The sequence below is a fragment of the Azospirillum sp. 11R-A genome (assembly GCF_049472615.1).
GTDB lineage: Bacteria > Pseudomonadota > Alphaproteobacteria > Azospirillales > Azospirillaceae > Azospirillum > Azospirillum palustre.
The window spans coordinates 49,595-74,614 of record NZ_JBCEBL010000021.1; the positions used below are offsets into that span (position 1 = coordinate 49,595).

21 protein-coding genes and 1 tRNA gene are annotated in these 25,020 nt (G+C 65.8%); 11 read left to right on the forward strand and 11 right to left on the reverse strand.

Annotation, left to right across the window (positions count from 1 at the left end; all coding sequences use genetic code 11):
- Window positions 1–57: 57 nt before the first annotated feature.
- Window positions 58–1,143 (forward strand): FUSC family protein, encoded by a 1,086-nt coding sequence (locus tag VH569_RS24315; protein ID WP_423318617.1) that lies wholly within the window; start codon window positions 58–60, stop codon window positions 1,141–1,143.
- 81 nt (window positions 1,144–1,224) lie between these two features.
- Here VH569_RS24315 and VH569_RS24320 read toward each other — a convergent pair whose 3' ends face one another.
- From VH569_RS24320 to VH569_RS24355, 8 genes are all read right to left on the reverse strand, one after another.
- Window positions 1,225–1,470, reverse strand: coding sequence for a hypothetical protein (locus VH569_RS24320; protein WP_042691513.1), 246 nt, complete (start codon window positions 1,468–1,470; stop codon window positions 1,225–1,227).
- Between the two features lie 34 nt (window positions 1,471–1,504).
- A complete protein-coding gene (gap, locus tag VH569_RS24325; protein ID WP_423318619.1) occupies window positions 1,505–2,527 on the reverse strand; it encodes a type I glyceraldehyde-3-phosphate dehydrogenase in 1,023 nt (340 codons plus the stop codon).
- A gap of 116 nt (window positions 2,528–2,643) precedes the next feature.
- A complete protein-coding gene (pgk, locus tag VH569_RS24330; RefSeq protein WP_423318621.1) occupies window positions 2,644–3,402 on the reverse strand; it encodes a phosphoglycerate kinase in 759 nt (252 codons plus the stop codon).
- A 49-nt stretch (window positions 3,403–3,451) separates the two neighbouring features.
- The gene (locus tag VH569_RS24335; RefSeq protein WP_423318623.1) at window positions 3,452–4,402 is read right to left on the reverse strand and encodes a DMT family transporter; all 951 of its coding nucleotides are present in this window, start codon (window positions 4,400–4,402) and stop codon (window positions 3,452–3,454) included.
- A gap of 74 nt (window positions 4,403–4,476) precedes the next feature.
- Window positions 4,477–5,703, reverse strand: coding sequence for an acetate/propionate family kinase (locus VH569_RS24340; RefSeq protein WP_423318624.1), 1,227 nt, complete (start codon window positions 5,701–5,703; stop codon window positions 4,477–4,479).
- A gap of 11 nt (window positions 5,704–5,714) precedes the next feature.
- Window positions 5,715–7,157, reverse strand: a complete 1,443-nt coding sequence (locus VH569_RS24345; RefSeq protein WP_423318626.1) for a bifunctional enoyl-CoA hydratase/phosphate acetyltransferase — start codon at window positions 7,155–7,157, stop codon at window positions 5,715–5,717.
- 459 nt (window positions 7,158–7,616) lie between these two features.
- Window positions 7,617–8,894 (reverse strand): phosphopyruvate hydratase, encoded by a 1,278-nt coding sequence (gene eno, locus VH569_RS24350; RefSeq protein WP_423318628.1) that lies wholly within the window; start codon window positions 8,892–8,894, stop codon window positions 7,617–7,619.
- A 147-nt stretch (window positions 8,895–9,041) separates the two neighbouring features.
- A complete protein-coding gene (locus VH569_RS24355; protein ID WP_423318630.1) occupies window positions 9,042–9,824 on the reverse strand; it encodes an alpha/beta fold hydrolase in 783 nt (260 codons plus the stop codon).
- A 132-nt stretch (window positions 9,825–9,956) separates the two neighbouring features.
- Here VH569_RS24355 and murJ point away from each other — a divergent pair, with 132 nt between their 5' ends.
- Entirely contained in the window at window positions 9,957–11,507 is a 1,551-nt protein-coding gene (gene murJ, locus VH569_RS24360) for a murein biosynthesis integral membrane protein MurJ (RefSeq protein WP_423318632.1), read from the forward strand.
- A 207-nt stretch (window positions 11,508–11,714) separates the two neighbouring features.
- On the opposite strand, the gene VH569_RS24365 is transcribed toward murJ, so the two are convergent.
- Entirely contained in the window at window positions 11,715–12,557 is an 843-nt protein-coding gene (locus VH569_RS24365) for a sulfurtransferase (protein WP_423318633.1), read from the reverse strand.
- Window positions 12,558–12,826: 269 nt separating this feature from the next.
- Here VH569_RS24365 and fliN point away from each other — a divergent pair, with 269 nt between their 5' ends.
- Window positions 12,827–13,129 carry a flagellar motor switch protein FliN gene (gene fliN / locus VH569_RS24370; RefSeq protein WP_014188019.1) on the forward strand — a complete coding sequence of 101 codons (303 nt, stop codon included), beginning with the start codon at window positions 12,827–12,829 and terminating at the stop codon, window positions 13,127–13,129.
- 149 nt (window positions 13,130–13,278) lie between these two features.
- Window positions 13,279–14,532: a diaminopropionate ammonia-lyase gene (locus tag VH569_RS24375; protein ID WP_423318635.1), complete on the forward strand. Its 1,254-nt coding sequence runs from the start codon at window positions 13,279–13,281 to the stop codon at window positions 14,530–14,532.
- Here the strand turns inward: VH569_RS24375 and VH569_RS24380 are convergent.
- Entirely contained in the window at window positions 14,513–15,235 is a 723-nt protein-coding gene (locus VH569_RS24380) for a hypothetical protein (protein ID WP_423318636.1), read from the reverse strand. The genes VH569_RS24375 and VH569_RS24380 overlap by 20 nt on opposite strands.
- A 254-nt stretch (window positions 15,236–15,489) precedes the next feature.
- Between VH569_RS24380 and gatB the strand changes: the two genes are divergently transcribed.
- Both gatB and VH569_RS24390 read left to right on the forward strand, forming a co-directional pair.
- The gene (gene gatB / locus VH569_RS24385; protein WP_423318638.1) at window positions 15,490–16,941 is read left to right on the forward strand and encodes an Asp-tRNA(Asn)/Glu-tRNA(Gln) amidotransferase subunit GatB; all 1,452 of its coding nucleotides are present in this window, start codon (window positions 15,490–15,492) and stop codon (window positions 16,939–16,941) included.
- Between the two features lie 165 nt (window positions 16,942–17,106).
- On the forward strand, window positions 17,107–18,909 hold the full coding sequence (locus VH569_RS24390) for a PAS domain-containing sensor histidine kinase (RefSeq protein WP_423318640.1): 1,803 nt from the start codon (window positions 17,107–17,109) through the stop codon (window positions 18,907–18,909).
- A gap of 49 nt (window positions 18,910–18,958) precedes the next feature.
- On the opposite strand, the gene VH569_RS24395 is transcribed toward VH569_RS24390, so the two are convergent.
- Window positions 18,959–19,195 carry a hypothetical protein gene (locus VH569_RS24395; protein ID WP_098737227.1) on the reverse strand — a complete coding sequence of 79 codons (237 nt, stop codon included), beginning with the start codon at window positions 19,193–19,195 and terminating at the stop codon, window positions 18,959–18,961.
- Window positions 19,196–19,477: 282 nt separating this feature from the next.
- Here VH569_RS24395 and VH569_RS24400 point away from each other — a divergent pair.
- The 5 genes from VH569_RS24400 (at window position 19,478) to VH569_RS24420 (ending at window position 25,010) form a co-directional block, all read left to right on the forward strand.
- A tRNA-Ser gene (locus VH569_RS24400) sits at window positions 19,478–19,570 on the forward strand.
- A 394-nt stretch (window positions 19,571–19,964) separates the two neighbouring features.
- A complete protein-coding gene (locus tag VH569_RS24405) occupies window positions 19,965–20,423 on the forward strand; it encodes a BRO-N domain-containing protein (RefSeq protein WP_423318642.1) in 459 nt (152 codons plus the stop codon).
- 1,351 nt (window positions 20,424–21,774) lie between these two features.
- A complete protein-coding gene (locus tag VH569_RS24410; RefSeq protein ID WP_423318644.1) occupies window positions 21,775–22,053 on the forward strand; it encodes a hypothetical protein in 279 nt (92 codons plus the stop codon).
- Window positions 22,054–22,952: 899 nt separating this feature from the next.
- Window positions 22,953–23,759 carry a nuclease-related domain-containing protein gene (locus tag VH569_RS24415; protein ID WP_423318646.1) on the forward strand — a complete coding sequence of 269 codons (807 nt, stop codon included), beginning with the start codon at window positions 22,953–22,955 and terminating at the stop codon, window positions 23,757–23,759.
- 156 nt (window positions 23,760–23,915) lie between these two features.
- The gene (locus tag VH569_RS24420; protein WP_423318648.1) at window positions 23,916–25,010 is read left to right on the forward strand and encodes a helix-turn-helix transcriptional regulator; all 1,095 of its coding nucleotides are present in this window, start codon (window positions 23,916–23,918) and stop codon (window positions 25,008–25,010) included.
- Window positions 25,011–25,020 lie beyond the last annotated feature (10 nt).

Consider the following 25,020-nt stretch of genomic DNA (forward strand, 5'->3'; position numbering starts at 1 on the left):
TTTGCGCCGTCATGGTGGACACTGAGCGCCAGTCGGAGATGGACCGGGACTGATGGAATGAGCGGGTGGCGGAGCGTGCCGGCGTCGTGGGTGGCGCGGAACCGGTCCAAGCTGGTGCATGCCTTGCGGATGACCGCCTCCACCCTCGCAACCTTCGCGCTGGCGGAGGTGCTGGACCTGCCGCAGGGCTTCTGGGCCGTCATCACCGCGCTGATCGTGACCCAAAGCAATGTCGGCGGCTCGCTGAAGGCGGCGCTGGACCGCTTCGTCGGATCGCTGGTTGGCGTTGCCTATGGCGGGGCGATTGCCATGCTGATCCCGCACACGGACGGGCTGGCGCGTGCCGCGGCACTGCTTGCGGCGGTGGCGCCGCTGTCCTACTTGGCCGCCAAGTCGGCCGGCTTCCGCATCGCACCGATCACCGCGATCATCGTGCTGCTGGGCAGCGCCGGAGCCAGCCTCGGCCCCCTCAGCTTCGCCACCGACCGCATGCTGGAGGTCGGGCTCGGCTGCATCGTCGGCATTCTGGTGTCGCTGCTGGTGGTGCCGGCCCGCGCCTCGCGCTCCGTGCTGGACACGGCGGCGGAGGCGGCGCGGCTGATGGCCGAGCAATTGGATGCGTTGGCGGTCACCGACGACGCTTCCCAGGCCATCATGAACCGGCTCGTGGTGCGGACCCGGCAAGCCCTGACCCGGCTGGAAACCCTGGTGGGCGAGGCCGCGCGGGAGCGGCGGAGCCGGCTGGCCGACATGCCCGACCCCGATCCGCTGCTGCGCACGCTGATGCGGCTGCGGCACGACGTGGTGATGCTGCGCCGCGCGGTGGGGGAGCCCCGGCAGGATATCGCCGACCGTGACGTCTGCCCCGACTGGACACCGGTCGCGGCGGCGGGAGCGTCCACCCTGCGCGGTCTGGCCGACGCCCTCGCCACCGGCCAGCCGCCCGACCGCTCGACGGCGCTCGCCGATGCGCTGGCGGGCTACCGGGCCGGCATCGACCGCACGCGGGCGGAAAGGCGGACGCGCGACATGCCGACCGACTGGCTGTGGCGGATGTTCGGCACCGGCTTCGCGCTGGAGCAGTTCCGCCGCAACCTGGACGACCTCGTCGAACGGACGGCTGACTTCGCCGCCCATCGGTAGGCCGCTGCCACCGGACGGCGAAAGGGCCGGCACCGCGAGGATGCCGGCCCTGGCCGTTTCAACAAGTCCGGGCTTGCCCGGTCAGCGGTCGCCCAGATCGTGTTCGATCTCGGTCACCAGCCGTTCGGCGCAGTGCAGCGCCCGCTGGCGGTCGTCGTCGCTCATCCCCTGCATGGGGTCGGACTGGGCCGGAAAGGACTCCGACCGGCAGAGCCGGCGGCCCGAGGCGCAGACCATCACTTCATAGTGGCGGCTGTCCTCGTTGAACAGGCACTCGGACTCGAAGCCCTTGGCGTCGGTTTCGGCCCACATGATCGTCTTGCTCATCGTCCGGCTCCTTTTGGTCTGGGTCGGGCTGGTGTTATCTGGCGTTCGCCATSGCGACGGCGGTGTCGSYCATSCGGTTGGAGAAGCCCCACTCGTTRTCGTACCAKGYCATGAYGCGRACGAARTTGCCGTCGATGACCTTGGTCTCGTTCAGCGCGAAGRTCGAGCTGTGCGSGTCGTGGTTGAARTCSGWCGAMACCAGCTCCTCGKYRTAGGCSYCCAGCACGCCYTTCAGCGRGCCGTTGGCGGCSTCRSRGATCGCCTTGRYGATCTCYTCGACCGAGGTGGCGCGCYTGGMSGTGAACTTGAAGTCGACGACCGACACGTTCGGKGTSGGMACGCGCATGGCGGTGCCGTCCAGCTTGCCCTTCAGCTCCGGCAGGACCTTGCCGACGGCCTTGGCGGCACCGGTCGAAGTCGGGATCATGTTCAGGGCCGCRGCGCGGGCGCGGTGCAGGTCCTTGTGGTTGGTGTCGACGATCCGCTGGTCACCCGTGTAGGAGTGGATCGTCGTCATGAAGCCCTTTTCGATGCCGACGAGGTTGTTCAGCACGAAGGCCACCGGGGCCAGGCAGTTGGTGGTGCAGGACGCGTTCGAGACGATCCGGTGCTCGGCGGTCAGCTTGTCGTGGTTGACGCCGTAGACGACGGTGATGTCCTCGTCGGTGGCCGGGGCCGAGATCAGCACCTTCTCGGCGCCGGCTTCCAGATGCTTGGYGGCATCGGCGCGCTTGGTGAAGATGCCCGAGCATTCCATGGCGATCTSGAYGCCCAGATCCTTCCACGGCAGCTTGGCCGGGTCACGCTCCTGSACGACCTTGATGGAGTGGCCGTTGACGATCAGCACGCCATTTCCGTTTTCATCGGCACCGGTCTCGATGGTGCCGGGGAAGCGGCCGTGGACGCTGTCGTACTTCAGCAGGTGGGCATTGGCCTTCAGATCGGCGAGGTCGTTGATCGCCACGACCTCCACGTCCTTGCGGCCGCTCTCGTAGATGGCGCGCAGAACCAGACGGCCGATGCGGCCGAACCCATTGATCGCTACCCGTACAGCCATGATGTGCTCCAGTCGTTCGGTTGCGGTCCCGTGCCGGTTGGGGCGGTGACCTGATTCAACCGGGGAATGCGGGTTTCAGCCCGCAGGAATTGCAATTTAAGGGCGTTCTTTTGCCTTCATGCCGGAACGGCGCGCGGCGACATCGCATCCAGCCACGCCGGCAGGGCGTCGCGGCTGGTCAGCTCGCTGAAGCGGTCCTCCACCCCGGCGGCAGCCAGGGCGGCGATGGTGTCGTCACCGGCCGCCACCGACCGCAGGCCGGCATCGCGGGTGCGCCGGGCGATGAACCATGCGAGCGCGTTGGTGCCGCCGTCGAAGGGGGCGATTTCATAAACCCCGAGCGGTCCCGTCCACACCACGGTGCGGGCGCCCTCGACGCAGGCGGTCAGCCGCGCCGCCGTCGCCGGCCCGATGTCGAGCACCATGTCCTCCGGCCCGATGGCAGCGCAGGGGACGACGCGGTCTTCCACCCCGTTTTTCGCTTCGGTCGCCACCACCACGTCGACCGGCAGCAGCAGCTCGCAACCGCAGGCCTTCGCCCGGTCCAGCAGCTTGCGGGCCTCGTCGATCAGCCCGTAATCGCACAGCGAGGCGCCCATGTCGGTGCCGGTCGCCGCCAGGACGCTGTTGGCGATGCCGCCGCCCAGCGCCAGAACGTCGACCCGCGTCACCAGCCGGATCAGCAGATCCAGCTTGGCGGACAGTTTCGCACCGCCGACGATGGCGCAGACCGCGTGATCGGATCGTCCCGCCTTGCGGGCGGGGGTGAACAGGGTTGACTGCGCCGGCCCGCTCGCATCACGACCACCCGTGATCAGATGCAGCCGGCCGGTCAGTCGGGGGGCCAGATTGCCTCGGACATCGGTCGTAAGCATGATGCTTGTCCTTTCCTTCGAACCAGTCTTGTTCTTCGTTCTTTGCTGTTCAGGCGGTCCGGATCGGTCCGGGGCCAGAGTGTGTCGTGCAAGGCTTCGGTGGGGACGCGGCGGCGCGGCGGGTTTCGCGGTAGAGGATCAGCAGTCCGCTGCCGATCACCACGGTGGCGCCGACGATCACATGCGGGGCCGGCACGTCGCCCCAGACCAGCCAGCCGAGGATCGTCGCGTAGATCAGGCTGGCATAGCTGAAGGGGCCGACCACCACCGCCCGGGCCAGCGAATAGGCCCGCGTGCTGAAATACTGTGCTCCGCCGCCGGCAATCCCCATTCCCGCCATCAGCACCAGCGCATGGCCGTCCGGCGTCGTCCAGCCGAACGGCAGGGCCAGCGCGCTGAGCAGGGTCGAGACCACGGTGAAATAGAAGACCGTCGTCACCGGCTTCTCCGTACGGCCCAGCTGGCGCATGGCGATCATCGCCAGCGCGTAGCAGACGGCGGCGGTCAGCGCCACCAGCGCCCCGCGGTCGAGCATGCCGGCGCCGGGCTGGACCATGATCAGCACCCCGGCGAAGCCGACCGCCACCGCACCCCAGCGGAAGGCGCCGACCCTCTCTCCCAGCAGCGGAACCGAGAGGGCGGTTAGGAACAGCGGGGCGGAGTAGGAGATCGCCACCGCATTGGCCAGCGGCATCAGGTGATAGGCCCAGAACAGCAGCACCATCGATGCCAGCCCGACGATGGCCCGCCACAGATGCCCCTGCCAATGGTCGGTGTGCAGGCAGCTCCGGCCGCCCGCCGCGGCGACCATGGCGACCGCCGGCAGCAGGGCGAACAGGTTGCGGAAGAAGGTGACCTCGCCCAGCGGGTAGCTCTCCGCCAGGATCTTGGCGAGCGCGTTCATGATCGTCATCAGGGCCATCGCCAGCAGCATCGACAGGATGCCGAGCCGGACGTTTTCCGGCGGTTTGGCGGCGGCGCTCGTAGGGACCTGTTCCATGATGACGCTTTCCTGCCCAGGGAGGTCTCCCCCTCCCGTTCCGGGAGAGGGAGAAGTGCCGGCGTCTGCTGCGCTTACGCCGCCCGTTCCAACTGCTCTGCTGCAATCACGCCCAGCGTGTGGCGGGCGATCATCCGTTCCTCGTCGGTCGGGATGATGAAGACCGGCACGCGGCTCTCCTGGGCGGAGATGCGGGTCGCCTTCGCCCGGTTGGCCGCCGGGTCGATGGCGACGCCGAGCCAGGACAGCTTCTCCGCCACCCGCGACCGCACCAGCGTGGAGTTCTCGCCGACGCCGGCAGTGAAGACCACCGCATCCAGTCCGCCCATCGAGCCAGCCAGCGCCGCCACCTGCTTGGCGACGTTGTGGCAGAACAGCTCCACCGCCTCGGCAGCGGCCGGCAGGTCGGAGCTTTCCAGGTCGCGCATGTCGTTGGAAATGCCCGAGACGCCCAGCATGCCCGACTTGTGGTAAAGCAGCTTCTCCAGCTCGTCGGCGCCGTAGCCCTTCTCGCGCATCAGATAGATCAGCACGCCGGGATCGATGGTGCCCGGCCGGGTGCCCATCGGCACGCCGTCCAGCGCGGTGAAGCCCATGGTGGTGTCGACGCTGTGCCCGCCGCGCATGGCGCACAGGCTGGCGCCGCTGCCGAGATGGCAGACCACCACATGGGCGTCGGCCAGTTCCGGCGCCACCTGGGGCAGGCGGTGGGCGATGTACTCGTAGCTCAGCCCGTGGAAGCCGTAGCGGCGGATGCCCTCCGCCGTCAGTTCGCGCGGGATGGCGAAGGTCTGCGACTGCCAGGGCTGGGTCTGGTGGAAGGCGGTGTCGAAGCAGGCGACCTGCGGCAGCGACGGGTAGACCTGGGCCAGCGCCCGCATGGCGGCGATGTTGTGCGGCTCATGCAGGGGAGCGAGCGGGATCAGCTCCTCCAACTGGTCGAGCACCGCCGGGGTGACGCGGACGGGGGCCGAGAAGCGGGTGCCGCCGTGGACGACGCGGTGGCCGGCGGCCACCAGCGTGGCGCCCTTCAGCGTGTCGCCGATCCAGTCGAGCAGATGGTGGAGCAACTCCGGACGGCCCGGATTCTCCCCGTCGGCCCAGCTGTGGTCGGCGATCTTATGGCGGGCGGCATCCTTCGCCTCGAAACGGGGCGCGGTGCCGATGCCGGAGATCTGGCCGGTGACGACCGGCTCGATCTCGGTGGCGCTGCCACCCTGGAAGACGCAGAATTTCAGGCTGGAGGAACCCGCATTGATGACGAGGCAGGCGTCCTCGCTGGAGTTTGACAGTGCGACCATGACGGAAAGTCCTATTCGGCGGCCAGCGCGAGCTTCGGCTGGCGTTTGGCGGCGGCGACCAGCGAGGCGACGGCGCAGGAGGCGAGCCGGGCCCGCACATTGTCGGCGCGGCTGGTGAGGATGACCGGCACCTTGGCGCCCAGCACAATGCCGGCGAGGTCGGCATTCGCCAGGAAGGACAGCTGCTTGACCAGCATGTTGCCGGCCTCCAGATCGGGCGCAAGCAGGATGTCCGGCTGGCCGGCGACCGGGGAGACGATGCCCTTGGTGCGGGCGGCTTCGGCGGAGATGGCGTTGTCGAAGGCCAGCGGACCGTCGAGGATGCCGCCGGTGATCTGGCCGCGGTCGGCCATCTTGCAGAGTGCTGCCGCTTCCAGCGTGGTGTTGATCTTCGGGTTGATCGTCTCGACCGCCGACAGGATGGCGACGCGCGGGGTGGCGACGCCCAGCACCTTGGCAAGGTCGATGGCGTTCTGGACGATGTGGACCTTGTCCTCCAGCGTCGGGTAGATGTTGATCGCCGCGTCGGTGATCAGCAGCGTCTTGGAGTAGGTCGGCACATTCATCAGGAAGACGTGGCTGATACGGCTGGCGGTGCGCAGGCCGGTTTCCTTCTTCACCACCTCGCCCATCAACTCGTCGGTGTGCAGGCTGCCCTTCATCACCGCTTCGGCCTCGCCGGTGCGGGCCAGCGCCACGGCAGCTGCCGCGGCGGCGCGGCTGTGGGTGGCGTCGACGATGCGGTAACGGGCGATGTCCAGCCCGCCGGCCGCGGCGACCTTGCGGATGAGCGCTTCCGGCCCGACTAGGATCGGCTCGATCAGCCCGGCCTCTGCCGCCTCGACGGCGCCCTGGAGCGAGCTGGCATCGCAGGGATAGGCGACGGCGGTGACCACCGGCGGCAGCTCGTCGCACTTGGCGAGCAGGGCGTCGTGCTTGTCGTGGCGGATCATCTGGATCTGCGGCAGCTCATGCGCCGGGCGGGCGACCTTCTGGGTCGGGGCGACCACCTCGGCGGTGCCCAGCACGACGATCTCGCCATCCTGGTTGGTGCAGACGCAGTCGAAGACGACGACGTTCTTGGCCGGACGCTTCTCGATCACGGTGACGGTGGCGGTGACGATGTCGCCCAGGCCCACCGGGCGGCGGAACTGCAGGCTTTGGCCGGCATAGAGCGAGCCGGCGCCCGGCAGGTAGGTGCCCAGCACGCCGGAGATCAGCGAGCCCGACCACATGCCGGGACCGATCACCTTCTGGAACCGGCTGTCGGCGGCGAATTTCGGGTCGAGATGGGCCGGGTTGATGTTGCCTGACACGGTGGCGAACAGCTCCACATCCATCAGGGTGAGCTGGCGCGACAGGCTGGCCGACTGGCCGATCTGGATTTCGTCAAAGGTCACATTCTCGACGACGGCGCAGGCGCCGTTGCCGGAAGCTTCACCACTGGCACGCATTTTTGAACACTCCGGTTGACCGGGTCGAGCGAGCGGCCCGTTTTCTTCGGTCCGAAGGGGCGGCGTCGGGAGGGGACGGAAAGGGAGGCCGTCCAGTGTGTCGTCCGAGGTCGTCGCCCGTTTTGCGCCAGCGTTCTGCGCCGCGCCGGGAACCTTAGATATATTAATATATTAACTGTGCATCGCAACATGGAACCGTCGAAAAGCCCGGCCCTTGACACTATGCCGCAGGTGGCTCGGAGCCGATTTCTGCGGGATGGCCGGGCGGGGCTTCCCCCTCCTCCCGGGGAGAGACGGGAGGAGGGGGCACAACGGCGGGACGTCTCAGCGATCAAGGGCGCCCGCCGCCCGTCCTTGAAGTCCCTTCAGGGGCAGTCCTTGCCGTCGTGATCGCCTCTCCGGGGGCAGGAGAGGGGGCGGAGGATTGCCGGGCAGGGGACTTCAGGAAGCTCGTGGAACTCAGGCCTTGAGGATGCCGCGGCCGGCGAAGCGGGATGCTGCGCCGAGCTGCTCCTCGATGCGGATCAGCTGGTTGTACTTGGCCAGACGGTCCGAACGGCTCAGCGAGCCGGTCTTGATCTGGCCGCAGTTGGTGGCGACCGCCAGGTCGGCGATGGTGCTGTCCTCGGTCTCGCCCGAGCGGTGCGACAGAACGGCGGTGTAGCCGGCCTTGTGCGCCATATCGACCGCTTCCAGCGTTTCCGACAGCGTGCCGATCTGGTTCACCTTCACCAGGATCGAGTTCGCCACACCTTGGCGGATGCCTTGGGCCAGACGCTTCGGATTGGTGACGAACAGATCGTCGCCGACCAGCTGCACCTTGCTGCCGATGGCGTCGGTCAGCGCCTTCCAGCCTTCCCAGTCGTCTTCCGCCATGCCGTCCTCGATCGAGATGATCGGGTAGCGGCCGGCCAGATCGGCCCAGTAGGCGACCATCTGYTCGGGCGACAGCGACTTGCCTTCRCCGGCCAGCTCGTACTTGCCGTTCTTGAAGAACTCGGTCGAGGCGGCGTCGAGCGCCAGCATGACGTCGTCGCCCGGCTTGTAGCCGGCGGCCTCGATGGCCTTCATGACGAAGCCGAGCGCCTCGTCGGTCGASCCGATGTTGGGGGCGAAGCCGCCCTCGTCGCCGACATTGGTGTTGTGGCCGGCRTCCTTCAGCTTCTTCTTCAGCGACTGGAARATCTCGGAMCCCATGCGGATGGCGTCGGCKCCGGTCTCGGCACCCACCGGCATGATCATGAATTCCTGGATGTCGATGGGGTTGTCGGCATGGGCGCCGCCGTTGATGATGTTCATCATCGGCACCGGCAGCAGCGAGGCGAAGGCGCCGCCGACATAGCGGTAGAGCGGCAGGCCGGCATCCTCGGCGGCGGCGCGGGCGACCGCCAGCGACACGCCCAGGATSGCGTTGGCGCCGAGMCGGCYCTTGTTCTCSGTGCCGTCSAKSTCGATCATCGYMAKGTCGAKSMCGCGCTGGTCGKCGGCRTCCAKRCCGRYSAGCGCSTYGKASAKYTCRCYGTTGACSGAYTSGACSGCCTTCAGCACGCCCTTGCCGCCGAAGCGGGACTTGTCGCCGTCGCGCAGCTCGACCGCCTCRTGGGCGCCGGTGGAGGCGCCCGACGGCACCGCGGCGCGGCCGAAGGCGCCGCTGTCCAGCGCAACGTCGACTTCCACGGTCGGGTTGCCGCGGCTGTCGAGGATTTCGCGGGCGTGAATCTCGGTGATGACGCTCATGATCGGTCGATCCTTCGAGGAATGGCAGCCGCGTTGTCTCGCAGGCCGCGTTTTAAGGCGCGCAGGCTTGATAGCCCCGACGTACGGGCGATGCAATATCTGCTTCGGCTTACAACCCCGCGCGGATGCGCGGATTCGAGCCGGAAATCAGAGAAATCCTTCCACCATCGCGGCGAATTCGGCCGGGCGTTCGGCGTGAAGCCAATGCCCGACGCCGTCGATCATGCGGATGTCCGCCTTGGGGAAATGGCGGCGGATGGCGTCGTGATGCTCCGGCTGGATGTAGTCCGACGCGCCGCCGCCGATGAACAGCGCCGGTCCGTCATAGCGGGCGCCGCCGAAATCGGGGAAGCCGATCAGCCCGGTCATGTTCGTGGCGATGGAGTCGAGATTGATCCGCCAGGAGAAGGCGCCGTTCTCCAGCACCAGATTCTGCATCAGGAAGGAGCGCAGCGGCGCCTCCGGAACGGCATCGGCCAGCTGCGCCTCGACCTCCGGCCGGCGTGTGGCCCCCTCCAGCTTCGCGGCCTTCATCGCGGCGACGAAGGGGGCGTGGGTGTGGGTGTAGGAGACCGGGGCGATGTCGGCGACCACCAGCCGCTCCACCCGGTCGGGATGGGCAAGCGCCAGCGCCATGGCGGTCTTGCCGCCCATCGAATGACCGACGATTGTGGCGCGGGCGAAGCCGCGGTCGTCGAGGAAACGCAGCACGTCGGCTGCCATCTCCGGATAGCTCATGCCTTCGGCCCAGGGCGCGCCGCCATGATTGCGCAGGTCGAGCGCATAGACCCGCCGCGATTCGCCGAAGCGGCGGGCCAGGGTCTGCCAGTTGCGGGCCGAGCCGAACAGGCCGTGCAGGACCAGCATCGGCGTTCCGCCATTGGCTTCGCCGGCTTCCAGATAGGTCAGGGGGAGGGCTTGCTGCGGCATGTCGGTGCTTTCGGCCTGTGATGTCGGAAGATGCGTTCTGGACGAATGCGGGTCGCGATCCTATGACGAACGCGGCCGCATCGCTAGGATGCCGCCGGGCATCATCCGCATCACAGAAGCGACCCTGCCATCGTGTTCCGTCATATCCTGTCCGTCGGCGGCCTGACCCTGGCCAGCCGGGTGCTCGGTTTCCTGCGCGACGTGCTGACCGCGGCGCTGCTCGGCGCCGGGCCGGTCGCCGACGCGTTCTTCGTCGCCTTCCGGCTGCCGAACCACTTCCGCGCCCTGTTCGCCGAGGGCGCCTTCAACTCCGCCTTCGTGCCGCTGTTCTCGGGCAAGCTGGTGCAGGACGGCGTAGCATCCGCCCGCCGCTTCGCCGACGAGGTGATGACCCTGCTGGTCATCGTGCAGATGGTGTTGCTGCTGGCTGTGCTGGCCTTCATGCCGCAATTCATGACGGTCTTCGCCCCCGGCTTCGCCGACGAACCGGAGAAGTTCCGGCTGGCCGTGCTGTTCACCAGCATCACCTTCCCCTACCTGCTGCTGATCTCACTGGTCTCGCTCTATGGCGGCGTGCTGAACAGCATGAGCCGCTTCGGCTCGGCCGCCGCCGCACCCATCCTGATGAATCTGTGCCTGATCGCGGCGCTGGTGATCGGCACGCCGCTGATGCCGACGGCCGGGCATGCGCTGTCCTGGGGCGTGCTGGCGTCGGGCGTCGCGCAATTCCTCTATCTGGCCTGGGACGCAAGGCGGGCCGACATGACCCTGCGGCCGGTGATGCCGCGCCTGTCGCCCGACGTGAAGCGCTTTCTGAAGGTCCTGGGTCCGGCGGCACTGGGGTCCGGACTGACTCAGATCAGCCTGTTCGCCGACACGCTGATCGCCTCGGCCCTGCCGACCGGGGCGGTGTCCTACCTCTATTATGCGGACCGGCTGAACCAATTGCCGCTGGGGGTCATCGGCATCGCCGTCGGGACCGTTCTGCTCCCGGAAATGTCCAAGCGGATCAAGAGCGGCGACGAGGCCGGCGCGGTCGACAGCCAGAACCGCGCCATCGAGCTGTCGCTGGTGCTGACCCTTCCGGCCGCCATCGCCTTCCTGGTGGCGGGCACGCCGATCCTGTCGGTGCTGTTCCAGCGCGGTGCTTTCGGCCCGTCGGACGCCGCGGCCTCCGCCCTCACCCTGCAAGCCTATGCGCTGGGCCTGCCGGCCTTTGTGGTGATCCGCAGCCTCGTCAACGGTTTCTATGCCCGCCACGACACGGCGACGCCGGTTCGGGTGGCGCTGGCGGCGGTCGGCATCAATGTGGCGTTGAAGCTGGCGCTAATGGGGCCGCTGGCCCAGGTCGGGCTGGCGGTCGCCACCTCCGTCGGCGCCTGGGTCAATGCCGGGCTGCTGGCGCTGCTGCTGCACCGCCGCGGCCTGTTCCGGGCGGATGCGCGGTTGACCCGCAACCTGCCGCGCATGGCCATCGCCGCCGTCGCCATGGCGGGCGCCCTGTGGCTGGCGACCGAGCGGCTCGCCCCCTGGCTGGGTGCCGTCGGCGTGGCGGAGCGGCTGGGCGGCCTGCTGGTGCTGGCGGCGGTCGGGCTGACGGTCTATGCCGTGGCTGCCGTGCTGCTGGGGCTGGTGCGGCGCAGCGACCTCAGCCGCCTGCGCCGCCGCCGGGCGAAGGCGTAAGTTGGGGGGGGAGCTTTGTCGTCGTGTTGCTTTGTCGGGCAAGATTTGCACGGATGTCACGGATTTGGACACGGATTACACGGATTTCTCTTCTTGATTTGCCTTGCTGCGGGCTGCCGGTGGGTCTGCACGCTGCAGTGAAGCGATCCGTGACATCCGTGTCGATCTTGCCGAACACGCCTGCTCCTCTCCAAGTATCCTCCTGCCTCACCCCTCTGTCTGCAAAGGCCGCTCCGGATCGGCGCTCCATTCCGACATCGAGCCGTCATAGAGCCGCACGCCGGGCACGCCGGCGATCTCGCTGAGCGCGAACCAGGACACCGAGGCGAGGTGGCCGGTGTTGCAGAAGGTGATGGGCTGGTCGCGCAAGGGCAGAGCGGCCCGGTCGGCCATCGCCTTCACCGCGTCGGGCGTGGCGAAGCGGTGTTCGGCCGCCGAGAAGAGCGGGGCGATGTCCAGGTTGACGGCGCCCGGGATGGTGCCGGGAGCGCGGGCCTGCGGGCTCTTGGCCTTGCCGGCGAACTGCTCGGCCGACCGCGCATCGTGCAGCGGTGTGCCGCCGGCCTTCACGGCTGCTTCGACATCCTCCACGGTGGCGCGCAGGCCGGCGCGCGGGTGGGGGACGAAGCCGGTCGGCTTGCGCACCGCCGGCTCGGGCGTCACCGGTCCGCCGTCGGCGATCCAGGCGGCGAAACCGCCGTCCAGCACCGACACCGCGTCATGGCCCAGCATCTTGAAGGTCCAGTAGACGCGGGTGGCGTTGCCCATGTCGGACGCGTTGGCACCGGCCGCGACCAGTACCACATGATCGCCGTTGCCGATCCCCAGCCCGCCGATCAATCCCGCCAGAACCCCCGGGTCCGGCAGCATCCCGGCCCCGCCACCGACTACAGTCCGCCAGCCGGCCGTTGCGTAGTCGGAATGAACCGCTCCCGGAACGAAGCCGCCGGCGGGCGGGGTTCGCACGTCGAGGACGACGATGCCGGGGCTGTCGAGCCGGCCTTTCAGCCAGGACGCGTCCACAAGCGGGGAAATGCTGCTGTCGGTCATCAGGGTGAACCCGGTTCCGGTTGGTCGGTTGCCTTGCCCTGCCGTGATCGTTGCTCAGTCGCAACGGATTGCCCGGCAGGCCGGCGGATGCCCGCCCGGCGGGCTGCCGGTAGGGGCGAAACAGTGTGGGCGAAGCGCCGGTGCGGGAAAAGCCCAATCTTGTCGCAATCCCGGCCGGTCGGTGGCGTTGCCGGCTAACCCGTCCGGGGTGTAGGATGTTCCGTTCGTATAGGAAGGCGCCCCTTTCCGGCGCGGGAGCTTGGACAGCCATGGCCAACATCGACGACCTGCTCGGCGCGCCCGATCCCAACGACGGCGACGCCTCGTCCTTCGCCATCGGCGACGCGCCGGTGGAGATCAAGGTCGTCATCGGCACCGCCATGCTCCGCGTCCGCGACCTCCTGAAGCTGGGCCGCGGCGCCGTCGTGGAACTGGACCGCCATCTGAAGGACCCGACCGACGTTTATGTCGAGGGCGTGCTGGTCGCCCGCGGCGAGGTCGCGATCATCGACGACAAGATCGGCGTCACCCTGACCGACTTCATCAAGTCCAGCCGCGAATGGAAGCGTTAATCCCGCTCCTTTCCCTTTATCGATGCTTCATTCGGTAGCAGCCCCGCTTGCGCTGGCGTCTTGACGGCGGGCGATGGCTTCTGGTGTCGTTGTGTCCGGTCGTGGGAAGTGCCGTCGCCGACGGCGTCGCCGGCCCGGAGAGCGAAGCCATGCCCCACACCGCCGTCTCCCCCTGCCTGCCGCGCCACTTTTCAAATCCCCATGCCGACCATGAGCGGGTCTACGGCCCGTCGGAACGCGCGATCCTCAGCCGTGCCGCCTTCGAAGGGGCGATGGCAGAGATCGGTGCCTGGCCCGGCTACACGCCCACCCCGCTGCGCTCCCTGCCGGGTCTGGCGCGGGAGGCCGGGATCGACCGCCTCTGGTACAAGGACGAAAGCGCCCGCTTCGCGCTCGGCAGCTTCAAGGCGCTGGGTGGGGCGTACGCCGTGCTGCGGCTGCTGGCGCGGGAGGTGACGGCGCGGGTGCCCGGCGTGCCGGTGACGGCGTTGGATCTCGTCGTCGGCCGCTATGCCAAGGTGACGCGGACGCTGACCGTCACCACCGCCACCGACGGCAACCATGGCCGCTCGGTCGCCTGGGGCGCGCAGGTGTTCGGCTGCAATTGCGTGGTGTATGTGCCCGCCGCCTGTACGCCCGGCCGCCGTGCCGCCATCGAGGCGTACGGGGCGCGGGTGGTGGTGGTGGACGGGCCGTACGACGAGGCGGTGCGCCGTGCCGCCGCCGACGCGGCGGAGCAGGGCCGGTTCGTCGTCTCCGACACCTCCTACACCGGCTATATGGATGTGCCGCGCGACGTGATGCAAGGCTACACCGTGATGGTGGAGGAGGCGATTACGCAGCTTCCCGCCAGCGAACGGCCGACCCACGTCTTCGTGCAGGGCGGCGTCGGCGCGCTGCCCGCCGCGGTCTGCGGCCATCTCTGGGAAAGCTGGGGACGCCAGCGCCCGCGCTTCGTGGTGGTGGAGCCGCACAGCGCCGACTGCCTGTACCAGAGCGCCGTCGCCGGCCGGCCGATGCGGGCCGAGGGCGACCTCGACACGGTGATGGCAGGGCTTGCCTGCGGCGAGGTCTCGCTGCTGGCCTGGGCGATCCTGGAGCGCGGTGCCGACGATTTCCTGACCATCCCCGACGAGGGGGCGGTCACCGCCATGCGCAAGCTGGCGGACGGCGGGCATGGCGGCCGTCCGGTGGTGGGCGGTGAATCGGGCGTCGCCGGGCTGGCCGGGCTGCTCTGCGCCGCCGCCCACGAGGAGGTGAGGCTGGCACTGGGCCTCGTTCCCGATGCGCGGGTGCTGGTGTTCGGGACCGAGGGGGCGACCGACCCGGAGGTCTATGAGCGGATCGTCGGCCGCTCGCCGGAGGCGGTCGCCGACGGGCTGCTCAGCGCAGCAGGTCGGTGACGATGTTGGCGCCGTCGGCGGTCAGCCGGTCGGCGGTTTCTCGATGGTCGCGGGCACCGGAGAAGCCGCCCTCGGCCTTCACCCGCTCGATCCAGCTCTGCGAGGCGCCGAGCGACACCAGCCGCTCGACCATCATCTGGGTGGAGCGCAGGGTCATCCGGCCATTCTCCGCCATGCGCGGGGCATGCACCATGAACTCCGCCCGCGGAGCGGCGTAGCGCGGATAGCCGGCCAGATAGAGGCCGACGCACATGCTTTCGCAGGACTCGCCGTCGCGCACCCGGGTGGCGACCGGCCGTCCGCCCTTGCGTTCGGCCAGGACGGCATCGATCATCCGGTAGCCCGCGGCGGTGAAGCCGCCGGGGCTGGACAACTCGATCACCAGCGGGCGGCGGGCCGGCAGGGCGTGCAGGGCGTCGAGGAAGCTGCGTTCCGCTCCCGGCGTGATGATGCCGTCCAGCCGCAGGACGGTGACGTCGCCCTGGTCGTTGCGGGACATCGCCGCGTCGGGGAACTCCGAAGACGGGGCCGCGGGCACCGGATTGACGGTGACGGGACCGATGGCAGCCGGGGCGGAGCCGGCCGGATTGAGCGACAGGCCGTCCGGCTGGGTTGCGGCATGGCCGAATGCGGAGCCCGCGATCAGCAGGGCACCGAGACCGGCACCGAACCCGACCTTCCGCAGCAGCTTCCGCACCGACATCACACCCTCCCGCGCTCGATCCACCCAGCGTGGCGGTCAAAGCTTGCCCGAGTGTTAACGGTATGTCTGTGGCGGACCACACAATGGGGGTAGGAGCGGGGGTAGGAATGCGGGCGGGACGGATGCGGCGCGATAAAGCGTGCGCGCGAACGCAAAGGGCGCTAGAAGAAACAGGATTCCAAGGGTATGGCCGGGGCGTCCTTTCAGGGCGATGCCCGTCCCGTCCCGTGCCGTGAACGTCGAAGAGCGGAACGATGTCGTACATCCAGGGTGAAACGGGCGATTGGGAAGTCGTGATCGGGCTTGAGGTCCATGCCCAGGTGATTTCGAACGCGAAGCTGTTTTCCGGCTCCGCCACCGAATTCGGGTCCGCGCCGAACAGCCAGGTCAGCTTCGTCGACGCCGCGTTCCCCGGCATGCTGCCCGTCATCAACGAATATGCCGTCGAACAGGCAGTGCTCACCGGTCTGGGCCTGAAGGCCGAGATCAACCTGCACTCGGTCTTCGACCGCAAGAACTACTTCTATGCCGACCTGCCGCAGGGCTATCAGATCAGCCAGTTCCTGCAGCCCATCGTCGGCAAGGGCGAGATCGTGCTCGACCTGCCGGACGGCACCAGCCGCACCGTCGGCGTCACGCGCCTGCATCTGGAACAGGACGCCGGCAAGTCGCTGCACGACCAGCATCCGTCCAAGACCTACATCGACCTGAACCGGTCGGGCGTGGCGCTGATGGAGATCGTGTCGGAGCCCGACATGCGGACCTCGGAGGAGGCCGGCGCCTATGTGCGCAAGCTGCGCTCCATCCTGCGCTATCTCGGCACCTGCGACGGCAACATGGAGGAAGGCTCCATGCGCTGCGACGTCAACGTGTCGGTGCGCAAGCCGGGCGACGCCTTCGGCACCCGCTGCGAGATCAAGAACGTCAACTCGATCCGCTTCGTCATGCAGGCCATCGAGTATGAGGCGCGCCGCCAGATCGAGATCATCGAGGACGGCGGCAAGATCGACCAGGAGACCCGGCTGTGGGACACGACCAAGTTCGTGACCCGCTCCATGCGGTCGAAGGAAGAGGCGCACGATTACCGCTATTTCCCCGACCCCGACCTGCTGCCGCTCGAACTCGATGCGGTGTGGGTGGAGGACATCAAGAAGACGCTGCCCGAACTGCCGGACGACAAGAAGACCCGCTTCATCGAAGACTACAAGCTGTCGGTCTATGATGCCGGCGTGCTGGTGTCGGAGAAGCCGAAGGCCGACTATTTCGAGGCGGTCGCCAAGGGCCGCGATCCGAAGCTGGCCTCCAACTGGGTCACCGGCGAACTGTTCGGCTATCTGAACAAGGCCGGCAAGGAGATCGAGCAAAGCCCGGTGTCCGCCGAAAACCTCGGCGGCCTGATCGACCTGATCGCCGACAACACCATTTCCGGCCGCATCGCCAAGGAAGTCTTCGAGACGATGTTCGAAACCGGCGAGAAGGCCGCCGACATCGTCGAGAAGAAGGGGCTGCGCCAGGTCACCGACACCAGCGCCATCGAAGGCTCGATCGACGCCGTGCTGGCCGCCAACCCCGACAAGGTGGCGGAGTTCCGCAGCGGCAAGGACAAGCTGTTCGGCTTCTTCGTCGGTCAGGTGATGAAGGCGACCCAGGGCAAGGCCAACCCGGCGATGGTCAACGAAATCCTGATGAAGAAACTGAAAGGCTAACCTGCCTGTCCCTGTTGGCGGGCAAAAATCGCCATCTTGCCCGAAAGAAAGCCTCTCCGTTCGGCGGAGGGGCTTTTTTCTTGGGTGCCACCCGCCGTTACGGTAAAGCCGCAGTTGAATTTTCCCGGTTTCCGCCGTCACAGTGCTGGAAACGGTGGAGGAACCATGGCGGCGGAGCCGGTGATGATGGCGCTGGCGGCTGGTGCTGTCGGCGGTCTGCTCGGGGTGCTGCTGGGCCGGTATGCCGGTCGCCGGGCGGCCCGCCATCCATCGTCGCCACACCCCGCCAATCCTGCCGGCGCCCGGCTGGCGCATGCCCTCCACGAACCGGACATCGGCGAGCGGCTGGAGATGGCGCTGGAGGCGACCGGGGCCGCGGTCTGGGATGCCGATCTGGTGGCCGGCACCTGCTGGTGGTCGGACACCTTCCCGCGCATGCTGGGCTATCGCACGCGCCCGGCGATGCCGCCCGATTTCTGGGAAAGGCGGCTGCACGCGGAAGACCGCGAGCGGGTTCTGGCCCACATCGCCTCGCATCTGGCCGGCGAGACCTCGGCCTACGCCTACAGCTACCGCCTGCGGCACGAGGGGGGCGGCTGGGTGTGGATCGCCGCCAAGGGCCGCGCCTTTCGCGACGACACCGGGCGGGCGGTGCGCTATGCCGGCATCATGACCGACATCACCGAGGCCCGCCGGCAGGAGGAGCGGCTGCGGGCCAGCGAGGAACGGCTGCTGAAGATCATGGAGGCGGCCCCCATAGCGGTGAACGTCACCACGCGCGACGGCCGCTGGCTGTTCTGCAATGCCCAGTCCGTGCGGCTGATGGGCCGTGACCGTTCGGAACTGATGCGCACTCCGGTGGCCGATCTCTATGCCGAACCCGCCGACCGCGCGGCGCTGATCGCCCGATTCGACCGGGAGGGCGCCTTCCGCAATGCCGAGATCCGGTTCCGCAGGCCGGATGGCAGCGTCGTCTGGGTCCTGTCCTCGTGGAACAGCATCGAACTCGACGGTGAAGCGGCGCTGCTGACCTGGCTCTACGACATCACCGACCGCAAGGCCGCCGAGTCGGCGATGATCCAGGCCAGGGAAGAGGCCGAACAGGCTCTGGCCGACCTGCGGGAGGCGCAGGAGAGCCTGATCCAGGCCGAGACCATGGCCTCGCTCGGCCAGCTGGTGGCGGGGGTGGCGCACGAGATCAACACGCCCATCGGCATCGGCCTGACCGCCGCCAGCCACATCGGCGAACAGGCGCAGGTCCTGCGGGACCGCTTCACCGGCAACGCACTGCGCCGGTCGGAATTCCTGGAGTTCCTGGATGGGCTGAGCGAGAGCAGCCGCCTGCTGATGGCCAACATCGACCGCGCCGCGTCACTGGTGCAGAGCTTCAAGCAGGTGGCGGTCGACCAGTCCTCCGGCGACCGGCGGGTGTTCGAACTGGGCGGCTATATCCAGGAGCTGCTGTTCTCGCTGCGTCCGCGGCTGAAGCGCACCAATCTGCGGGTGGCGGTGGAGTGCGACGACGAACTGACGATGGACAGCTTTCCCGGCGCGCTGGGGCAGGTGCTGACCAATCTGGTCATCAACGCCGTCGTGCATGCCTATGGCGACGGGGATCGAGGCGGGGATCGGGGCGGCGACCGCCTGGTCGAGAGGCCGGCCGGCACGATCAGGATCACGGCGCAGGCGGATGGGGCGGAGCGGGTCCGGATCGATTTCATCGACGACGGCGCCGGCATCGCGCCGGAGCATCTGTCGAAGGTCTTCGACCCCTTCTTCACCACCAAGCGCGGACAGGGCGGCTCCGGCCTGGGGCTGCACATCGTCTTCAACACAGTCACCGGCCCGCTGGGCGGCAGCGTGTCCGTCCAGTCCTGGCCGGGGCAGGGGACCCGCTTCACCATCCAACTGCCCCGCGAGGCTCCGGCGATGGAGCCGGCCGTGGCAGCGGAGCCGGCCCTGGGCTGAACCCGTGGCGCAGCCCCGCGGCAGGGTGGCCGATCAGGCGCAGGTTCGGTCAGGCAACGTGAAGTTCGTGGAATTGCAGATGCTTGGGCCGCCGGCCGCGACGCTTCGGCGCCGCGAAGTTGGCGAGCGCGCCGTTCTCGCCGCGCAGCTCGGCGGTCAACTCCTGCACGCAGCGCTGGAGCAGTTCCTTCTCGCGCTGGTCTTCGCGGTCGGTGATTTCCAGGCAGCTCAGCTTGATCTCGACGAGGTCGATCAGTGTTTCGGCGCAACGGCGTGACAGGGTCATGGCATCCTCCACGGCGACGGGGTGCGGCGTCACTGACCGGCGGGGCTCTGTCGGGATCAGCCCCCACGCGACCGAGTCGTTCGGCACCCGGGCTTTTTATTGCTCATGGTGGCATCATAAGCGCCTTCCGTTAAAAAGTACCTAAAATTTTATACAGATTTGTCCCTTTCCAAAGATTTTCAGGAAAAGCGGATTTGCGGCTTTGTAAGCGTTGACAAGGGTACGGCCGGCCGTTAGAACCCTCCCCACGCCAGCGGTGACCCACGGGAAACCGCACTGGCTGGAGGGGTGGCCGAGTGGCTGAAGGCAACGGTTTGCTAAACCGTCATAGGGTTTAAAGCCCTATCGTGGGTTCGAATCCCATCCCCTCCGCCACCTTGCTTGGCAGGTGCCAAGCCATTGAATTTCCGCGATAGTTGATGCTCTGAAAGTGCCCGATAGGGCACACGCATGGGGTACACGTTTGCCCCTCCGTTTCGTCCTCTTTGGACGGCAAAAGCTCCCAATTTGACCCTGTCCGTTGCAGTGTTTGTAAAGCTCCCTAGCGACTCGATACAGCAGCCATTGCCAGCGCGGCTACCCTGGTAGCTGACAAGCTCCGGGGGCGCTCAGTGAGTCACCTGCGGGCTTCTGAGGGCGCTATGCCGATGCAGGGAAGGCGTGGGACGCCAGATGGAACCAACAGCCCCCGGCTTTCTGAAAAAGGCACTTGGCAAAAAGAGGGTTGAAGACTGGTGGGGTTGCTGTTGGTGCCTCCGTATCCCGGACCATGACCAAAGTTCACAGCTTCGTGTTCCCCGCTTCCGCCGGCCCGATCAGCATCCGCACCGTTGAAATCGACGGGGCGCCTTGGTTCATGGCGGTTGACGCCTGCCGCGCCCTTGGGCTTTCCACGTATGCCGGAACCACGGTCCATCTTAAGACCCTGACCGCCGACGAGCGGCAGGGGCACTCTTTGCCCTCCCTAAATCGGCTATTGGGTGGTGGTGTAGACCGTGCGTTCTTCGGGGGTGCTGGCCTACAGACCCTCATTTCAGAGTCCGGCCTTTACAAGCTGGTGATGCGTTCGGACAAGCCCGAGGCCCGCAAGTTTCAGGATTGGGTTACGCGGGACGTGTTGCCCGCGATCCGCAAGGACGGTGGCTATATCATGGGTGAGGAAGGGAGGGGCATGGGCACCCTCAGAGACTCGCTACAGCGTTTCCACCGTTGCCCGCTACCCATGTAGCCAAGCCAGCGCCAAGGGCCTTCAGCGGGCTGCCTATGGGCTTACTGGCGAGAGCTTGGCACAGTAGCCACCCTAAGGGCTTGCAGGCTTTTCACGCGATCTGTGAAAAGGTAGTGATTGGCTCCGATGGTCTGGGGAGCGCCATCGGCCCAAAGGGACACAGAAGAACTAACGGGGCTTGGTAGTTCGATTGCATCTCAATCAAACCCTATTTTCCGTGCCGTGCGGTAAAATCGCTCCTGATCTTATATAAACATTTTATCTGGGGTGGGGGTGGGCTTGAGAGGCTATAGCTATTTGTCGCCACCGCCGACAAACCCCTCATCATTTTGCAGTTGATGCCTGCAATCTAGCCGATGATCGGGACTCGCGGACATCCGAATTATCTTGCGGCTCAAGATAAATAGCATCGCAGTTCGTGGGGATTTGCATTCGCAACGTGCAAACTCCGCCTCCCATGAACGGTTTGGAGCATTCCCGCGGCTATTGCCCAAGCAACGAACGAGCCGTCCCTAGGCGCCCTCAGGGACTCGCTACAGTGGCCCCACCATCGCCCGCCACCCACGTAGCCAAGCCAGCGGCAAGGGCCTTCAGCGAGTCGCCCACGGGCTTCCTGAAGGACACCCGCAACCATGAGCGACCTGAATTGCGTGACCGCCGTTGAAGGTGAAACCCGTATTCAGGGACATGGACGAGTTAGAGGCTAAGAACCCCTTCGGAGTGAACGCCTCCAAATTTCCCTACCCGCAGCGGCCGTGCCATTGAAATGACCCTACCACGCTAGAGGTCTTCAGGGGTTTGTTTGTAGTGCAGATTAACCCCGGTGAGCTAACATTCGCCTCATGATCGAACGGAGCAAGGCAGAGCTTGAGGGCGTTGGGTATGTTGCAGTCGTCCCGTGCAACGTCCTCATGCATGACCTGAGTGCATGGAGCGCCTTACCAACTCCCGTGCCGCTACTACCGAACAGCGGCGGATTTGAGGGGGTTGGAATATTCACGCGGCCCGTGAAAAACACCGGCAAGCGTGGCGGAGCTTGAGAGTTTCGGAGGTTTGGGGGAGACGCCCACAAATTTGGCCCCTTATTACCACCACGGTAAAAACCTTGGACGCCCGGCTACGGTTGCACCGAACACGGCCGAAATTGAGAGCTTTGAGATTATGTCGGCACAGCCGATAAATCCCAGAAAGCGTATCAGACCTGGGGGCTTTGGACCCCTTTGCATCCGGCAGGTGCAAACTTGTGGGCAGGTTTAATGGTTTCGGAGGTTTGCCGTGCCGTACGGCGAACTTCGGTTCCAGCGGTGGTCGCTTCCCTACGGCCTTCTACCTGAACTAAGAACAAGCCCTTTTGGTCGCCATGTTCTCCCGGACGGAAAAGGCGAAGGAGGTTCGGGTTACCCTGGTCCGGGTGTTCGCCGCGTATCGCTGCGGTGATCTGGTCCCGGCCGTTCCCCAGCTTCCCAACTTCATGAACCCGGCCGAAGCTGCGCGGGCGTGGGCTGTGGAGTACGAGGGGAAGCTGTTGGCCTACCGCATCCCTCAGACCTTCGCTGAAGCCCTGCGGATTGCTACGGACGATGCGGTCTTGGTGGCGCTGGCGGGACTGAGAGTAAAAGTTGGTTCGTAAGTTATTATAGCCCTCAGGCTGCCAACATCCCCCTTTGCTCCCGCTGTCTCCGAAGCCTCGCTACGGACACACCATTAACGGTATAACCGGACAACAAAGCTACTTCGGTATTCGGTAGGTATCCATGGTCACTAAGGAGATAGTTCAATCGCCATTTCTTATTATCGATGTTAGAAATCGCTTCGGTGATCCCTGCATAGTCCAGACACCACCAGATATTATCCAACACTTCTTCATAGAGGACGGGGAAGATGATTGTAGATTTATCCCCCTGGAACACCCCAGACCCCTTACCGGGGATGACATTATGTCCGTACTCAGCATGGAACACATTGTCCGGCACCAGTGCCCTTCGCTGTTGTCCGCCATAGGGCACCGTCTCTAGGAACCCGTGGTGATCCAATGAGCGCCCTGAGGGTGGAGTCGGCTATACCCCATCGTTCGGCCATAGCGGCCACGGTAACGCCTTGCTTGTCCCGCCAAAGGGGTTCCCGGCGGAGAGTAGAAATCTTCGGAATGTGCATATCGTTGTTCGTCCTTTGAGAGTGGGTTGACCCGCTTACCGGCTTGTCCGGTGCCCTGGTCCTGAGAGGCGGCATGGAGCCTTCCTCCTAGGCCCTGTTCCTCTCGGGCGCACTGTTGCACATAGCCCGGACCGATCCATGCAATGCCGCAGCACTCCGGGTCCGGTGCCCGGGTCAACCCAGCACTTATAAGCGGAAGCGTGGCGGTAGACGTTGCAACTTGGAGGCGCTACCATCGGCGCTTGGGCAAGCATCTTGTCTAGCACTCCCCCGTGTCTGCACACCGCCGGGATGGCTGTGATGGACTCGACATTTCCGCGGTAGAAGGCTTCCGCCATGGCCCGTAGACCTTTTCGAAGTGCCGAGCCCTACCGAGTGGAAGCGTACGCCAACGAGACCGATGCGACGCTGGTCTTCCAAAAGTCCGAGGTCCAAAAGTGGCAGGCGGAAGCCGTCGACATCTATGCCAGGGCGCATGCACGGGCTGATGGATGTACCCTCGATCCTTTGTTCGCTCGCGAAGGCAATGGCGAGCAACTCTACCGCAGTCTTGTCGAAGCGACCTGCATCCGCCTCTTCCATGCCCGGCTGATCGAGCGCGCCCTCGTCGACTTCGCCAACATGCAGGATGGCTGGCGCGCCATCCATGAGGCCGACATCCCGCCGCGGAAATCCCGCCGCAAGGCGGACTGCCTGGCGATCAACGAGCGGACGGGCCAGTTGTTCGTTTTCGAGGCGAAGCGGGACACACGCCACTACAGCGCCGAGGCCGGGCGCGCCATCGACGACCGGCTTTGGGAGATCGTCGATGCGCTGGAATCGAGGACCCGTTATCTCGGCTGGCGGTACAGGGAGGTTTCCGTTCTTGTCGCCACCGGTCTCCTTATCATCTCCCCTACAGTCGCGGCGGAGAGCATCGCCGGCACGGCCGGGAGGTCCAGCGGCGCCAGGAAGCCTACGGTGGCCTTGCTGAGGATCTGCGCCGCGACACCGCAAGCCCCAGGGCTGTCAGCACCGAGGCGGCCGAGCAGATCAGCGTCGCCATACCGGGGGCGATGCTGGCTTCGGTCAGTTGGCGGCCGGCTGGCTTATAGAATCGTCGCCAGCTACAGCGGGAATGCCGTGACGGCTTGCGACACGGCGAAGATCACCATCGTTTCCAAGGCTCAGCGGAATACATGATGAGGCCGCTATCCCGCTGTTTGTTGCGAGTCTCACGCGAGAATCCCTCTCGGAATATGCAGCGGCATTAAAGAGTATGCGGAAGCTTTGGACCCGAACTTTCAAACTGTTGCATAATGGCAACAAAGCACTCAGGTCCACAGCAGAATTGCACCAATGACGGAAAATCGACCGTTTCCTGATGACGCTTTAAAGTGGCGTTGGCAATATGGTTTCAACGCGACGAACGGCCATGGCGCCATGACTGCAACCTGCATTCCCGAGAAGTTGGCTGGTCTTATCGGTATAGCCTCAGAAATGCAGGCTGCGATCCTGATATACGAACAGGATGTTATCGTGTTCGCCAATTCAAGTGGGCGGGAAATATATGCATGCCAGGATTGGTCGAAACCTGTTCTGTTTGATAATTGCTTCCGTCGAGCGGTGGAGCTCGGGCGCATACAAGATAAAATAATATTATCAGATCCTCAGTCACACCTCGTTTATGCAAAGATGGCTAGAGCAAGAGAGGCAAGCTTTCAATTCCGCCGTTACTATGATGGGATTTTGTATGATCGCCATCACGTTGGCCTGGACAGCGAATGGAATGCTCAAATATGGCTACCTGTTCGGCCGTCACTTGATGACGCAGCAGACCAAAGAGCCATACCCCCGAATCTACTGGAGCAGATCGAGCGAGGCCGTGCGGCTGCCGTTATGGCGGCTATGCTCGAACGCATGGGGATCGCCGTATCGCTCGTAGGCTCGAATTCGAAAATCATCGAAAATTCCTCGCTGATGGTGCGGTGTCTTAGATCTGGCTCCGTTCTCGCAAGGGCGCCAGGCAACAGGCTGATATGCCCGCGACCTTCTGATGACGAGCGCCTTCAGCAAGCGATAACAGCCGTCGCGTCGGGCCGGAAAAGTGAAGCGCTTGTGAAGTTGCCCGACGCACAGCTCGTCGCTGTTATGCCTGCGAACAACGGTGCGGCCATGGTGGTTCTGCAGAGTGTCGCTCCCACTGAGCCATTGCAGGAAATCCTCATTTCTACGTTCGGCCTCAGCCGACCGCAGGCAGAGGTCGTTGTGCGCATAGCGGCCGGCGAAACAGCCGAGCAGATCGCCATCGCCCTGGACCGAAAAATTCGAACTGTCCGGCAGCAAATCGAAACATCCCGAGCCAAGATTGCTGCGGGGCGTCAACAGGACATCGCCCGCATCGTTACGCGGGCGGCGACACTATTCGGTGGCATTCCGCCATTGAATTCATAGAGGAAGCAAT

Coding starts and splice junctions, on each gene's coding strand:
- VH569_RS24320 (WP_042691513.1), bottom strand. CDS start 1,470: ATGAGCAAGACGATCATGTGGGCCGAAACCGACGCCAAGGGCTTCGAG.
- VH569_RS24405 (WP_423318642.1), top strand. CDS start 19,965: ATGACCAAAGTTCACAGCTTCGTGTTCCCCGCTTCCGCCGGCCCGATC.
- VH569_RS24380 (WP_423318636.1), bottom strand. CDS start 15,235: ATGTCGGTGCGGAAGCTGCTGCGGAAGGTCGGGTTCGGTGCCGGTCTC.
- VH569_RS24420 (WP_423318648.1), top strand. CDS start 23,916: ATGACGGAAAATCGACCGTTTCCTGATGACGCTTTAAAGTGGCGTTGG.
- VH569_RS24340 (WP_423318624.1), bottom strand. CDS start 5,703: ATGGTCGCACTGTCAAACTCCAGCGAGGACGCCTGCCTCGTCATCAAT.
- VH569_RS24355 (WP_423318630.1), bottom strand. CDS start 9,824: ATGCCGCAGCAAGCCCTCCCCCTGACCTATCTGGAAGCCGGCGAAGCC.
- VH569_RS24390 (WP_423318640.1), top strand. CDS start 17,107: ATGGCGGCGGAGCCGGTGATGATGGCGCTGGCGGCTGGTGCTGTCGGC.
- gatB (WP_423318638.1), top strand. CDS start 15,490: ATGTCGTACATCCAGGGTGAAACGGGCGATTGGGAAGTCGTGATCGGG.
- VH569_RS24315 (WP_423318617.1), top strand. CDS start 58: ATGAGCGGGTGGCGGAGCGTGCCGGCGTCGTGGGTGGCGCGGAACCGG.
- VH569_RS24345 (WP_423318626.1), bottom strand. CDS start 7,157: ATGCGTGCCAGTGGTGAAGCTTCCGGCAACGGCGCCTGCGCCGTCGTC.
- fliN (WP_014188019.1), top strand. CDS start 12,827: ATGGCCAACATCGACGACCTGCTCGGCGCGCCCGATCCCAACGACGGC.
- VH569_RS24365 (WP_423318633.1), bottom strand. CDS start 12,557: ATGACCGACAGCAGCATTTCCCCGCTTGTGGACGCGTCCTGGCTGAAA.
- VH569_RS24335 (WP_423318623.1), bottom strand. CDS start 4,402: ATGGAACAGGTCCCTACGAGCGCCGCCGCCAAACCGCCGGAAAACGTC.
- VH569_RS24375 (WP_423318635.1), top strand. CDS start 13,279: ATGCCCCACACCGCCGTCTCCCCCTGCCTGCCGCGCCACTTTTCAAAT.
- VH569_RS24395 (WP_098737227.1), bottom strand. CDS start 19,195: ATGACCCTGTCACGCCGTTGCGCCGAAACACTGATCGACCTCGTCGAG.
- pgk (WP_423318621.1), bottom strand. CDS start 3,402: ATGCTTACGACCGATGTCCGAGGCAATCTGGCCCCCCGACTGACCGGC.